This is a genomic window from Cohnella algarum (genome assembly GCF_016937515.1).
Classification (GTDB): domain Bacteria; phylum Bacillota; class Bacilli; order Paenibacillales; family Paenibacillaceae; genus Cohnella; species Cohnella algarum.
Genome location: NZ_JAFHKM010000002.1, coordinates 1,603,622 through 1,617,991 on the forward strand (window position 1 = coordinate 1,603,622; position 14,370 = coordinate 1,617,991).

Genomic DNA, 14,370 nt, shown 5'->3' on the forward strand with positions numbered 1-14,370 from the left:
GGAGCATTTTCCTTTTTAATCGACAATAGCCTAATCCACCGTCATTGTACAGAAGGGATTAGGCTATTGTCGGCTGTTTATTCGGTTTGGCTCCGCCACACCGAATGGCGAATTCATGCCTTTTTCCCGCCATAAAGTCAGGCGGCGAACAATTTTTGACCCTCAGTTATATTTCCCAAGAACAGAGCGAGGGAAACTAAGGGAGTGGTCTTATTTTCCATCAGATATTGACACGACAATTATTTCCAATGAATCGTGGTGGCAGAAAGTTGTTCGAGATATTGTAGTTACTTGTCAAAGGATCAACTGTCACTCAGCTTGTTCTCCAGTGTTTGCTCCTAGGTCATATACCAACGATTATTACTCTATGATGATCAATATTGGAAATTACTTTGCTGGTGAAATTAATAAAATAAATGTAACTCCGCTCCAAACAGTTTTAGTAAGTCTAAATGATTTATCATCTGAACAGAGATCGCAATATATTGCATCAGTTGTTAGTCAAACAATTGCAGAACGAGTTTATTTAGTCTTTGTAAGTGATGTTGTTCCACGTAGAGAGTTTACGAATGCTGATGAGCTAAAGAATGCAATGAAGCTGATAAGTATTTTGGAGGATTCTGGAATAGAAATCCTCGTTGGTTTCTGTTCATCTGATTTTGTTCTTTGGAAGGCAGCCGGAGCTACATCGTGCGCTACTGGGAAGTTTTTCAACTTACGAAGATTTACAAGTTCTAGATTTGATGAACCAACCGCGGGCGGAGGACAGTTGCCCTACTGGTTTGAAGAAAACTTAATGGCATTCCTGCGAGAATCGGATGTTATTCGTATTCAAAGAAGTAACTTAATAAGCGAGGTAAGCCAAAACAACCCTTTTTCTCAATTGATTTTAGAGCATATGAGGATGTCGCCGGGAACGGCATGGTTAAGTCTAAGTTGGAGACAGTATATGTATGCTTTTGCTGATCTTGAAAATCGAATAGACCTGGGTAAAGTTGTGGTTAGCAAGCTGTTGAAACAAGCAGAGGACAATTGGTTAGAGTTGGAAGATAAAAACATACTTTTGGAAGAGGCTAGGAATAATGGAGAATGGATAAGATTGTGGAGACGAGCTTTGTCTGAATATTCGCAGTAGCAAGCTTAAGGTCTTGACTAAAATTGATAGTGGAAGCTAGAACTCGAACAAGGAACGTAGTAAAGCATGTCTCGTGTCGAGGACATGCTTTAGATATTCGCTTATGTCCAGAGAAGTCTCTAGCTAATTACAAGTTGGTCGCTATTTAGGCGCAACGTGAGGGTCTGTCAATAATTTTGTGTAAACTCTTTTATAGGCATCTCTCCGAAGGGGAGATTAGCCTCCTCAAGGTAAGTGCTGGCCGATCCGGTCCGGAAAGAAGACGGAGAGCTGCAGGAGCATCTGTCCCCAGTTTTGAACACGACCGGTCCATTTGCGGGTGACGTCCATCGTGACTAAGTACAGCATTTTCAGTAGCGCCTCGTCGCTTGGGAAGATGCTTTTCCCTTTGGTGACTTTTCGCAATTGGCGATGATAGCTCTCAATCATGTTCGTCGTGTAGATGAGCTTACGAAGCTCAGGCGGATACTTGAAGAAGGTGGCGAGTTCGTCCCAATTGCTGCGCCATGAGCGGACAATAAGGGGATACTTGGCGCCCCACGTCTCCTCAAAGCGGTCGAGTTCCAGCAGAGCCATTTCCTCCGTAGCAGCCTTGTAGATGGGCTTCAGATCGGCCGTCACCTTCTTCAGATCCTTGTAGGAGACGTAGCGCGTGGAGTTGCGGATCTGGTGGATGATGCACTTCTGAATCTCCGTCTTCGGATAACAGGCAGAGATCGCCTGGGAGAAGCCCGTGAGGTTGTCGACACAGGTGATAAGGATGTCCTGAACGCCGCGATTCTTAAGATCGTTCAAGACGCTCAGCCAGAACTTCGCGGACTCGTTCTCGCCGATCCACATGCCCAGCACGTCCTTGTTGCCGTCCATGTCGATCCCAATGACCATGTAGGCAGCTTTGTTCACGATCGCCCCGTCTTGCTTCACCTTGAAGTGGATGGCGTCCAGGAAGACGACCGCGTATACGCCCTGCAACGGCCGATTCTGCCACTCTTTGATGAGCGGAATGATCTTATTCGTGACATTGGAAATAAAGGTTGGCGAGACCTCCAAACCATAGAGATTCTGCAGATGGTCCTGGATCTCCCGCGTGCTGACGCCTTTGGCGTACAGGGCGACGATCTGATCCTCGATCCCCGTCACGTTGGACTGATGCTTCTTCACCACGAGCGGCTCGAACTCGCCCAGGCGATCCCGTGGCACGGCAATCTCCTGGTCGCCGTACTCGCTAGTGACGATTTTCTTGCTCTTACCGTTGCGACTGTTCTTCGTCTGCTTGTTCTGCACGTCATGCTTGCTATAGCCCAGGTGCGTATCCATTTCGGCCTCTAGCATTTCTTGCAGCGTTTCGGCAAACAGGTCCTTTAGCGCATTCTGCGCATCCTGTGCGGTGACCAGATTATTCTCCTTGATGAAACTCCGCAGCTGCTCTTTCGTCCATAATCCCATGTGTGCTCCCCAACCTCTCCATGATTTCATTTTAGTAGGTTTGAGAGTTTACACAAAGTATTTTACAGACTCTCGCGATATCCGTCCCGATGACCAATGTTGTTTCAGAAATTCTCGAAATCCGTTGATTTTGCTTGCTCGATTGGTTAAACTTCATAGTGAGCGTCCTCCTCTTAATTAGGGCAGTGAATGTGCACCATTCCGAGACCCAGCATACAGGAGGCGCTTTTTGTTTTGCAAACCGCATTTTAATTCATTACAGGAATGGCTCCTTTTTGCCTCATTCCTACCACTTGAGCAATAACTTTTTCCTCGTTGTAGTTAACCGGACTAAGAACTGCTCCTTTATATTGATTCAGATTTTGATCTGATACAAGATTAATCGTGTCATGTCCCATCTGATGATAGCTACCCATACATAAATCCCCCTATACTTTGTATAAGTTCCAAGCATCCTTCAGTTGTTTCGGTGTTCTATATCTACCAATCGGCCAAGGGGAGACCATTTTGAATAATACGTCTAGCTTACATTCTCGGCAAAAGTGTTCAAATTCTGTACTAAAATTGCTACGTCTTATTATTCTATTAACAACATCACCTGGATCATCTCCGATAAAACCGTAAGGATGCATACCTAACAAAGATAACGAAAAAGTAATGCCTAGGGAAAATTGATCGGACCTCCAGTCAATTAGTTCTTTTTGATTGTTAAGTTGTTCTGGAGATGAAAAATATGGTGAACCTGGACCTTGCATCAGCCAAGTTTGAGTTAATGACTCGCTGTTCAAATCCCTGACTAAACCAAAATCAACAATGACGGGGGTTAAACCATCTTCCCTGAACATAATATTATCAGGTTTTATGTCCCTATGTACTAAGCCATGAGACGAAATATGAGAAAGTGCGTCGATTAATGAATTACCTATAAGATAGAACTCGCTAATATTCATGGTTCTGAGCTTTAATTTTTCTGTCAATGTGCCGCCTAGCAGAAACTCTTCAAGTAAATATAAATAATTCTGACCTTTGTACTCGTATTTAGTAACCTGAATAAGCTTCCCTATGTTGGGATGATTACAAACAAGCATTGCATCTATTTCTCGTTTCGTTCTCTCGCTTATTTTACCAGATTTGAAAACCTTTAAAGCAATGTTAAATCCATGCTGATTAATGACATGGTATGTCTCCTTAAATGTTCCCTCCCCGCTGCCACCAATAAAATCTAAATTTAACTCATCACATATAGCCCGAGCGACATCCTCCAGAACAGTCGACATAAGATCGTCCCCCTAGCATTGAACAAACTCTAATGCTCTCTCCCTAAGCCATGGTTGCAGTGGTTCAGAGTCACTTGCATCCTGAACAATACTTATACCCTGATCCGTAATACAGCACAGACCAACACCTCTCTTACTGAACTCTAAATTATGCTTAACAGCGTTATCCACTTCCGTTTCAGGGAGAAGCACATATGATAAGTCGGCAAAACACTGATTGCGATAAGCTTGCTGTAATGCTTGTTTCCATTTAATGAGCTTGGCCTCAATTGCAATAACTTTTCCGTTTGTAGAGACAGCAACGATGTCTGTTCTTCCTCGCTGGTAATCAAATTCCGTTGCACACTTGACTTCACCCCACGGTGAGATATTAGTATGTAGTTGACTCACAAAACTTAGTACCAAAGTTTTTTCATCTGAAAACACCCTATGTTCCCCCATTCAATTGCAATTCATGTTGGTTCGTGCCTCAAGACATCTGATACCCCTAATTTTACCATATAAATTATGGTTACTGAATAAAAATCGTTGCCGTTATTTATGATACGGTTCCCCCCGATTAATCCGAAACGCCCGATACACCTGCTCCACCAGGATCAGCCTCATCAGTTGGTGCGGGTAGGTGAGACGGCCGAAGGAAAGCTTCTTGTCGGCGCGCTTTAAGACGGCGTCGGACAGGCCGAGGGAGCCGCCGATGACGAAGGCGACGTGGCTGGAGCCGTAGGTGGCGAGTTTGTCGAGATGGGAAGCGAGGTCTTCGGACGACCAGAGCTCGCCGCCGATGGCGAGGGCGATGACGTGCGCGTCGTCCTTCAATTGCAAAAGGATGCGCTCGCCCTCTTTGTCCTTGACCTGGCGTTCTTCGGCGGGGCTGAGGATTTCGGGGGCTTTTTCGTCGGGGACTTCGGTTAGGGTGATGCGGGCGTAGGGGCCGAGGCGCTTGACGTATTCGGCGATGCCCTGGACGAGGTATTTTTCCTTCAGCTTGCCGACGGAGACGATCTGGATATGCAAAAAGGGTTCTTCCTTTCCGGCCAAGCCGCGCGGCGGCCCGGGTTCTGAGTGAAGGGGATATCGCGATAAAGCGAAAAAAAGGGAACGATGACGCACCGGCCCCGAAGACCGCGCACCCCGCGATTCCTCCTCCCGGGACGCGGCCATCGTTCCCTTTCCGAAATCCGGCATCTCCGGACGGTCAAGCTTCCAGCGCCAGCTCACCCGTGCCCGGATTGACCAATAAAATGCGAGCCTCGTACGCTTCGCCAGCGCCGTTCTTGAATTTAAGTTTGCCCGTTTTGCCCTTTTCGATCAGGCTGCGGACCATGGCGTCGGTGAGGCTGCGGCCGAAGCTCATCTTCCAGATGACGAAGGAGCAGCCGGTTTTGTAGTGGCTGCAGCCGTAGCCTTTGCGGCCCATGAAGATTTGGCCGCCGCAGCCCGGGCGCGGGCACGCGCCGATGACGGCGGGCGCGGCAGGGGCGGCGGACGGCGCGGGGGCCGCGGCTGTCGCGACCGCGCTGCGGCGGCGCGTGCGGGCGGGCGCAGCCGCGCCGGCGGCCTTGCCCGCGGCCCGGCGCGACTTGCCGCCCGCGGGCGCGGAACCGCCGCCGACGCCGCCAGCCTCGCCGCGCCCGAAGGCGGTGCGGACCGCGGGCGGCTGCACGCGGACCTTGTCGACGATCTGCACCGTGAACCGCTTCACGTTGTTCATGAACGTCTCCGCCGACGCCTGGCCGCGGGCGATTTCGTTCAGGCGCTTCTCCCACTGGCCGGTCATCTCCGGCGAGGTGAGCAGCTCGACGCCCGCGCCGCGGATAAGCTCGACGGCGGTGCGGCCCTTCGGCGTAATGACGATCTTCTTGCCCTGCATGTCGATGTAGCCGACCTGCTTCAGCCGCTCGATCGTCGCCGCGCGCGTGGCCGGGGTTCCGAGCCCCGAGTCCTTCATCGCGTCGCGCAGCTCGTCGTCCTCGATCTGCTTGCCCGCGCTTTCCATCGCCTTGAGCAGCGTGCCCTCCGTATAGTGCTTCGGAGGCTGCGTCTCCTTCTCCTTCGCTTCCGCGTCGGCGCACAAGACAGGCTGCGAAGCGTCCAGCTCGAACGGAGCGTCCGTCTCCTCGAGCGGCTCCTCCTGCTCCTTGTCCCCGCTGCCCGAAGCGCCCGCCGAGGCCCCGCCGCCGCCGCGCGCTTTTTTCCCGCTGCGTCCGCCGTCCTTGCCCGCGCCGCCGTCCGGCAGCAGCGCCTTCCAGCCGAGCGACAGCAGCTGCTTGATCGTCGTTTTGAACCGTTCCTGCTCGACTAGCGTCATCACCGTATGCACCTTGTACTCCGCCGCCGGATAGAAATGCGACAGGAACCGCCGCACGATCAAATCGTACACCTTTCGCTCGTCCGGGCTCAGCGCCCCGGCCCGCTTCATCGTCGGCATGATCGCGTGGTGATCCTCGACCTTGGCCGGATTGCAGACGCCCCGGTTCCCCTTGTGCACGAACCGCTTGTCCGCTCCCGCGACGAAGTCCCGGTAGTCGTCCGCCCCGCGCAGCGAGTCGAGGATGCGGTGCATTTCCGGAATGTTTTCCTCGTTGACGTAGTTGGAGTTCGTGCGCGGGTAGGAGATGACCTTGTGCTTTTCGTACAGCGCCTGGGCGACGTCGAGCGTCTTTTTCGCGGAAAAACCGAACTTGCCGTTCGCGTCCCGCTGCAGCAGCGTCAGGTCGTACAGCTTGAACGGATACTCCTTCGTGTCCTTGACCTCGTAGCTCTCGACCGCGCCGGTCTTGCCCTTCGCCTTGGCCGCGATCGCCTCCGCCTTCGCCGGATCGAGAATCCGGTCGCCCTGCCACAAGCCGCGGTAAGACGTCGCCCCCTGCTCGAACAGCCCGGCCACCTCGTAAAACTTCATCGAATCGAACGCCTCGATCTGTTTTTGCCGATCGTAAATAAGCGCCAGCACCGGCGTCTGCACCCGGCCGACCGACAGCAGCTCGTTATGCTTCGTCGTGAACGCGCGCGACCCGTTCATCCCGATCAGCCAGTCCGCTTCGCTCCGGGCCCGCGCCGCTTCGGTCAAGTTCGCGTACTCCGCCTCGTCCTTCAGCTCCTCGAACCCGCGCCGGATCGTCTCGGCCGTCAGGTCGGAAATCCACAGCCGCCGCACCGGCTGCCGCAGCCCCAAATGCCGCCGAATCAACGAAAAAATATGCTGTCCCTCCCGCCCGGCGTCGCACGCGTTCACAAGCGAATCGCAGCGCGAAGCCAGCTCGCGGATAACGGCAAGCTGATCCTTCGTCTTCGGGTTCGGCAGCAGCTTGAACTGCTCCGGAATGATCGGCAAATCGCCGAAATTCCATTTTTTGTACTTGTCGTCGTAACGATCCGGCTCCGCCAGTCCGATCAGGTGGCCGATCGCCCACGTGATAATGTACCGCTCCCCCTCCAGATAACTCCGCATGTTTTTCGCTTTCGGCTCGATGACCGAGGCGATGTTGCGGCCCATATCGGGTTTTTCCGCGATTACCAGCGTTTTCACAAGGCATGTCCCTTTCCGGATTCACTAGAATACGCGACGGAGGCTTTCCGATCCGCAAGGCTTTGTTCCATTTTACCACATCCGGCCCCGCTGCCGGCCCGAAAATCGAAACGCGAAAAAACCCATCGCGGGGTTCATTCCGACCCTGCGACGGGTTTTGCTTGCTTTCGAGTCGTACACGCCGTGCGCGCCATGCGCTCGATGGGCGTCCTGCATCAAGCGCGCGCCGCGCAAACAACGCCTCCGGGCCCCTTAACGGCCGCCGAGCGATTCGCTCGGCGTCGACGCCGCGGCCAGCTCCCGCTCCAGCTCTTCCGTATACTCGCGCTTCTGCTCGTCCGAATAGGCCAGGCAGTCCGCCATGAAATCGATCGCGGCTTCCTTCCAGCGCTTTGCCCAGTCGATGTCGAACAGAACGGCCCCCGTTCTCCGCAGAAAGAAATCGACGGGCTTGACCGCCATCTCCTCCTCGATCGCGTACAGCAGCTCCGCCCGCAGCTCGGGCGGAAGCCCGTTCGGATCGGCCTTCCCTTTCCCGTTCCGGATCCGGTCGTGCACGGCCGTCACGTTCGACCCGTACCGGCGGGCGAGCCGCTCCGCCGCCTCCTTCGTCAAGCCGAGCTTCACGCCGGCTTCCGTCATCTTCTGCACGAAGGACGGGAACTGCCGCGATCCCCCCACGTCGCCCCCGAGATCGGCAGCGTCTTCGTGCCGCACGGCTCGAACGGCCCGCGCCCGGCTTCCCGCAGCTTGGCCGCGAGAAGGTCGGTCACCGTTTCCGCCATTTTGCGGTAACCGGTCAGCTTGCCGCCGGCGATCGTGATCAGCCCGGAAGCCGAGACGAAAATTTCGTCCCGCCGCGACACTTCCGACGGCGACTTGCCCGCTTCGTAGATCAGCGGACGCAATCCCGCCCAACTGGACTCGACGTCCGCTCCGGTCAGCTTCAGGTCCGGGAACATGCCGTTGGCGGCGGCCAGGATATAGTCCCGATCCTCCTCGCTCATGCGGGGATGGACCGTATCTCCGGCGTAGTCGGTGTCGGTCGTGCCGACGTATGTTTTGCCTTCGCGGGGAATCGCGAACACCATCCGGCCGTCCGGCGTATCGAAATAAATCGCCTGACGAAGGGGAAACCTCCGTCCGTCGAACACGAGATGAACGCCTTTCGTCAGCCGCAGCGTCTTCCCTTCCTTGGAGCGGTCGAGCTCGCGCAGCGTATCCACCCAGGGACCGGTGGCGTTGACCACCTCGCGCGCCTTGATCCGGTACGTCCCGCCGCCGATGACGTCCCGGGCGACGACTCCGACGAGCTTGCCCCCTTCGTACAGAAGCTCCTCCGCCTTGACGTAGTTCGCCGCGCGCGCTCCGGCTTCGACCGCTTTTTTCATGACCTCGATCGTCAGGCGGGCATCGTCCGTCCGGTATTCCACATAGTAGCCGCCGCCCTTCAGCCCTTGCCGCCGCAGCAGCGGCTCCTTGGCCAGCGTCTCTTCCTTGCTGAGCATTTTGCGGCGCTCCTCGCGCTTGACCCCGGCCAGAAAATCGTATACGCGCAGCCCGATCGACGTCGTGAACGCCCCGAACGTCCCTCCCTGATAGAACGGCAGCAGCATCCATTCCGGCGTCGTCACGTGGGGGCCGTTCTCGTAGACGACCGCGCGCTCCTTCCCGACCTCGGCGACCATCTTCACCTCGAACTGCTTCAAATACCGCAGCCCCCCGTGCACGAGCTTCGTCGAACGGCTCGACGTCCCGGCCGCGAAATCCTGCATTTCGATCAGCGCCGTCGACATCCCCCGCTTCCGGGCGTCCAGCGCGATGCCCGCGCCCGTAATCCCGCCGCCGATAATCAAAACGTCGAACACGCCGTCTTCCAATTCCGACAGCCGTCCCCGGCGATCCGTACCGTAGTTTCCGTTCATCCGTCATCCCTCATTTTCCCGTTAATGTAAAAAAAGAACCACTGCCATCCCGCCGCGCAAGCGCGGCGGGAACGTCCGTGGTTCTCCCGATCTCCTACCGTGTATGAACTTGTTAAAGTGATTATAGCATTTTACCCGAAAGAACGAAAGCAAACGGCCGCCCCATTACGGCTTGAACGCCATGGCGGCCTGGACCGCCTTCTTCCACCCCGCGTACGCGCGGTCCCGCTCGACTTCCGGCATCGCCGGCCGGAACGTCCGCTCCAGCTTCCAGCCGTCGGCGATCTCCTGCTTATCCGCCCAGTAGCCGACGGCAAGCCCGGCCAAATACGCCGCTCCGAGCGCAGTCGTCTCGTTGACGACCGGGCGCTCGACCTCCGCCCCGAGCAGATCGCTCTGGAACTGCATCAGAAAATCGTTGCGCACCGCGCCGCCGTCCACGCGCAAGCCTTTGAGCGGCAAGCCCGAATCGACGGCCATCACGTCCAGCACGTCCTTGGTCTGATAGGCCAGCGATTCCAGGGTCGCCCGAACGAAATGCTCCTTCGTCGTTCCCCGCGTAAGCCCGAATACGGCTCCCCGCATTTCGCTGTCCCAATAGGGCGTGCCCATGCCGACGAAAGCCGGCACGACGTACACCCCTTCCGACGACGACACCCGGGTCGCGTACGTCTCGCTGTCCGCGGTCTGCTTCAGCATCCGCAGGCCGTCCCGCAGCCATTGCATCGCCGATCCGGCGACGAATACGCTCCCTTCCAGCGCGTATTCGACCCGGCCGCCGATGCCCCAGGCGATCGTCGTCAGCAGCCCGTGCTCGGAGCGGACGGCTTCGTCGCCCGTGTTCATGAGCATGAAGCAGCCGGTTCCGTACGTGTTTTTGGCCATCCCTTTTTCGAAGCAGGCCTGCCCGAACAACGCCGCCTGCTGGTCGCCCGCGATGCCGGCGATCGGCACCTCGTTGCCGAAAAAGTGGTGCTTGACGGTCCGGCCGTACACCTCCGACGAAGAGCGCACCTCCGGCAGCATGGACGCCGGAACCCCCAGAATGTCGAGCAATTCCTCGTCCCAGGCCAGCTCGTGAATGTTGTAGAGAAGCGTCCGGGACGCGTTGGAATAGTCGGTGACGTGAACCTTGCCCCCGCTCAGCTTCCAGACGAGCCAAGAATCGATCGTGCCGAACAGCAAATCGCCGTTTTCCGCCTTCTCGCGGGCTCCTTCGACGTGATCGAGCAGCCACTTGATCTTCGTCCCGGAAAAATAAGGGTCGATCAGCAGGCCCGTTTTCCCGCGGAAGCGCTCCTCATGCCCTTGCCGCTTCAGCTCCTCGCAAATGTCCTGCGTTTGCCTGGACTGCCAGACGATCGCGTGATGGATCGGCCGGCTCGTATGGCGATCCCATACGACCGCCGTCTCCCGCTGGTTCGTGATGCCGATCGCCTCGATCTGCTCGGGGAGAATTTCCGCCTGGGACAGCGAGCTGGCGATCACGCCCAGCACCGATACCCAGATTTCGCTTGCGTCATGCTCCACCCAGCCCGGCTGCGGAAAATATTGCCTGATCTCCTGCTGCGCCGTGCTGACGATGCGGCCCTGCCGGTCGAACACGATCGCCCGGGAGCTCGTCGTCCCTTGGTCAATCGCCAAAATGTATTTCTGCGACACTCAACCTTCCCCTTTCCGCCCTGCGGGCTCGAAATGCTTCCACAGCTCGTAATTCGACGTCGTTACCGCCGACGCCCCGGCGCGAAGCGCCTGTTCGACGTCGTTCACCGTCCGGATCAGGCCGCCGGCGAAAATCGGAATCCCCGTCCGTTCGGACACTTCCGCGATGATGTGCGGAATGACGCCGGGAAGGACTTCGATGAAGTCCGGCTTCGTCCTCTCGAACATGGCGTAGCTTTTTTCCAGGGCGTTCGTATCGAGCAGGAACAGCCTTTGAATCGCCAGCAGCCCGTTCTGCTTCGTTTTCCCGATGACGCCGGCCCGGGTGGACACGATGCCCGCCGGCTTTACGACCTGGCACAAATACTCTGCCGCGTATTCGTCGTTTTTCAGTCCTTCGATCAAATCCGCGTGCAGGATCGGCTTCTTGCCATGCGATTTCGCCAGATCGACGATCGGCCGGATCTGACTGATGTGGGTGTCGAGGATCACGATATATTCGTACGACAGCTTGATCAGCTTCTCCAAATCCTTCACTTTCCGGGCAGCAGGCAATACGCTCTGGTTACGGAAATTCATGTCGGCCTCTCCCTCCGCTCCCCTGAACGGGGGGCTTAAATGACAAAAAAGGAGAATGACGAACCGGTCCGACGAGGACCCAATTCGCGTGTTCTCCTTTTCTCCGCCACACATATCAACTTGAGCACATTATAAACCAAACGGAAAGGAGTGTCTATATGAAAGCGTCTTTTTTCGGATGGCATTCGGCTTGCCAAGCATTGACATCCTGAATTTGTCAAGTATGATAGAAAATAAATTAATCTGCAGGCTGCCACGGAGAAGCAGAGCCGGCAGCTAGTCCTTGCGTACTCGCGAAGGGCTAGCTGCCGGCTTTTTCTTTTTGCGTGCGCTCCGCACAAGGAGGTTACCGTCATCCGCCAAAACGCCGAAAACGCCGGGAACGCCAAGTACGTCCTTACGCTGGATCAGGGCACGACCGCCTCCCGCGCCATTCTGTTCGACCGCAAGGGGAATCCGAAGGCCGTCGCCAAAAAAGAATTCAAGCAACATTATCCTAGGCCCGGCTGGGTCGAGCACGACGCCGAGGAAATTTGGGAGAGCCAGTCCGCGGTCATGTACGAGGTTTTGCAGCGGGCGGACGTCGCCCCCGAGCAGATCGCCGCGATCAGCATCACGAATCAGCGAGAAACGACCGTCGTCTGGAACCGGCTGACGGGCCAGCCGATCTATCGGGCGATCGTCTGGCAGAGCAAGCAATCGGCGGACATCTGCAACCGCCTGAAAGCGGAAGGCTTCGAACCGGCGGTGCGGGAAAAAACGGGGCTCATTCTCGACCCGTACTTCTGCGGCTCGAAAATCCGGTGGATTCTGGACCATGTCCCCCAGGCGCGCGAGATGGCCGAGCGCGGGGAGCTGCTGTTCGGCACGATCGACACCTGGCTGCTGTGGAAGCTTACGGACGGCAAGGTGCATGCCACCGATTGCTCCAATGCCTCCCGAACGTTGCTGTTCAACATTCATGAGCTCGAGTGGGATCCCGGACTGCTGCGCATGCTGGATATTCCGGCTTCGATGCTGCCGGAGGTCAAGCCTTCCAGCCATATTTACGGCTACGTTTCCGAATCCCTGTTCCCCGTCCCCATCCCGGTCGCGGGGATGGCGGGCGACCAGCACGCTTCCCTGTTCGGCCACGCCTGCTTCGAGAAGGGAATGGCGAAGAACACGTACGGGACGGGCTGCTTTTTGCTGATGAACACCGGCTCGGAGCCGGTTTCGTCCGACAACGGGCTGCTGACGACGATCGCCTGGGGCATCGACGGCAAGATCGTTTACGCGCTGGAGGGGAGCATCTTCATTGCCGGCGCGGTAGTCAAATGGCTGCGGGACGGGCTGAAGACGATCTGGAAAGTATCGGATTCGGACGAGCACGCGGCGGCCGTTCCCTCGGCCGACGGGGTCTATTTCGTGCCGGCGTTCGTCGGCCTCGGCGCCCCTTACTGGGACATGGAGGCGAAAGGAGCCATCTTCGGGCTAACCGCGAGAACGACGGAGGACCATATCATCCGGGCGGCCGTCGAGTCGATCGCGTACCAGACGAAGGACGTCTTGACGGCGATGGAGGCGGACTCCGGAATCAGGCTCGTCAAGCTGACGGCGGACGGAGGCGCCGCGGCGAACGAATTTCTGATGCAGTGGCAGGCGGACTTGCTGAACGTCCCGATCGAACGGCCGAGGGTGCTCGAGACGGCCGCGCTCGGAGCCGCGTACCTGGCCGGACTTGCCGTCGGGTTGTGGAGGGATCAGGAAGAGATTTCCCTGCAAATTCGGACCGGCAAGGATCGAACGTACGAACCCGATCTGGCCGAGGAGGTCCGGCAGGAGCGGTACGAAGGATGGGTGCAGGCCGTTCATGCCGCGATGGCCTTCAAAACGAAGAGCCCAAACGGCAAACGATAAGCAAAAAGCCCTTCGGCAGACGGCGCGCAGCCGCCAGGCCGAAGGGCTTTTTTAGGTGTCGTCAGACCAGATTCCAGAACAACGCCGTGTTCGCGACCGTAATCATGGTGAACAGGATCGTATTCACGAAGGAGGCGAGCCAGACGTTGTTCGTTTTCTCGAACAGCTTGCGGGCGTAGACCGCCGCGACGACCAGGCAAGGAACGAGCGCGAAGAGCAGAATGCCGTTCAACGCTTGATCCGGGTACAGCGAGACGCCGGTCAGGAAGTCTTTGCCGTATTGGGCGATCAGCCACAGCACGAGCCCGCCTACGTTCAGAACGACGGACAGCAGATAGCCGCCCTTGCGTCCCCGCGTGTTCGCGTTGAGCGCCACCACGCTGACGAAATAGTAGAACAGGAAGAACGGCAGGTACCGCAGCGCGGTGACGACGTGCTCCATTTCGAACGTGCGGACCGCAAGCACCCACAAGCGGAAGTCGGTTCCGAAAACGGCCTGCAGCGCGAACAGGAGCGCATAGCCGACGACGACCGCGATCGCCGCCGTGCACAGGCTGGCGACGATGACGACGGGGTTCAGGCTGATGCCGTACTGGCCGAACGAGGTTCCCGCCCCTTTATTCGAGAAGTAGTGGAACGCCATCGTCAGGAAGGCAAAGATCAGCGCCACCGAAATCGCCCAATAGCCGATCTGGTTCGTCGTCGGTTCGTTGAACGTCGATCCGAGCTGCAGAATCGATCCCGCATTGTCGAAGACGAGCCACATGACGAGGGACACGACTGCCAGCAGCGCGCTGCCCGTGCCGATGTTTCTTTTCTTCGCCGCGAAGCCGGCGATCGCCCCGACAACGCCCAGACCGAGCAGGACGAGGGAGATGACGACAAGGGCGTTCATTCCGCCCTCTTGTTTGTCCATCA

At 56.8% G+C, this 14,370-nt stretch carries 10 protein-coding genes and 1 pseudogene; 2 read left to right on the forward strand and 9 right to left on the reverse strand.

The annotated features are described in order from the left end of the window. Positions 1 to 367: 367 nt before the first annotated feature. Positions 368 to 1,135: a hypothetical protein gene (locus JW799_RS07235; RefSeq protein WP_205429271.1), complete on the forward strand. Its 768-nt coding sequence runs from the start codon at positions 368 to 370 to the stop codon at positions 1,133 to 1,135. 225 nt (positions 1,136 to 1,360) lie between these two features. Here JW799_RS07235 and JW799_RS07240 read toward each other — a convergent pair whose 3' ends face one another. From JW799_RS07240 to JW799_RS07280, 9 genes and pseudogenes are all read right to left on the reverse strand, one after another. Then, positions 1,361 to 2,581, reverse strand: a complete 1,221-nt coding sequence (locus JW799_RS07240) for an IS256 family transposase (protein ID WP_080831775.1) — start codon at positions 2,579 to 2,581, stop codon at positions 1,361 to 1,363. A gap of 248 nt (positions 2,582 to 2,829) precedes the next feature. Continuing rightward, on the reverse strand, positions 2,830 to 2,997 hold the full coding sequence (locus JW799_RS07245) for a hypothetical protein (protein WP_205429272.1): 168 nt from the start codon (positions 2,995 to 2,997) through the stop codon (positions 2,830 to 2,832). Positions 2,998 to 3,009: 12 nt separating this feature from the next. Next, positions 3,010 to 3,858 carry a serine/threonine protein kinase gene (locus tag JW799_RS07250; protein ID WP_205429273.1) on the reverse strand — a complete coding sequence of 283 codons (849 nt, stop codon included), beginning with the start codon at positions 3,856 to 3,858 and terminating at the stop codon, positions 3,010 to 3,012. Between the two features lie 12 nt (positions 3,859 to 3,870). After that, positions 3,871 to 4,284 carry a hypothetical protein gene (locus JW799_RS07255; RefSeq protein WP_205429274.1) on the reverse strand — a complete coding sequence of 138 codons (414 nt, stop codon included), beginning with the start codon at positions 4,282 to 4,284 and terminating at the stop codon, positions 3,871 to 3,873. 108 nt (positions 4,285 to 4,392) lie between these two features. Continuing rightward, complete coding sequence (gene rlmH, locus JW799_RS07260; RefSeq protein ID WP_205429276.1) at positions 4,393 to 4,872, reverse strand: 23S rRNA (pseudouridine(1915)-N(3))-methyltransferase RlmH; 480 nt, start codon at positions 4,870 to 4,872, stop codon at positions 4,393 to 4,395. Between the two features lie 181 nt (positions 4,873 to 5,053). Continuing rightward, positions 5,054 to 7,387, reverse strand: coding sequence for a DNA topoisomerase 3 (locus JW799_RS07265; RefSeq protein ID WP_205429278.1), 2,334 nt, complete (start codon positions 7,385 to 7,387; stop codon positions 5,054 to 5,056). A gap of 252 nt (positions 7,388 to 7,639) precedes the next feature. Continuing rightward, a pseudogene (locus JW799_RS07270) lies at positions 7,640 to 9,312 on the reverse strand (glycerol-3-phosphate dehydrogenase/oxidase). A 165-nt stretch (positions 9,313 to 9,477) separates the two neighbouring features. After that, on the reverse strand, positions 9,478 to 10,974 hold the full coding sequence (gene glpK / locus JW799_RS07275; protein ID WP_205429280.1) for a glycerol kinase GlpK: 1,497 nt from the start codon (positions 10,972 to 10,974) through the stop codon (positions 9,478 to 9,480). Beyond that, a complete protein-coding gene (locus JW799_RS07280) occupies positions 10,975 to 11,553 on the reverse strand; it encodes a glycerol-3-phosphate responsive antiterminator (protein WP_028598486.1) in 579 nt (192 codons plus the stop codon). It abuts the gene before it with no gap. A gap of 354 nt (positions 11,554 to 11,907) precedes the next feature. On the opposite strand from JW799_RS07280, the gene glpK (JW799_RS07285) reads away from it, so the two are divergent. Then, positions 11,908 to 13,452: a glycerol kinase GlpK gene (glpK, locus tag JW799_RS07285; RefSeq protein WP_205432867.1), complete on the forward strand. Its 1,545-nt coding sequence runs from the start codon at positions 11,908 to 11,910 to the stop codon at positions 13,450 to 13,452. The last annotated feature ends 918 nt before the right edge of the window (positions 13,453 to 14,370 follow it).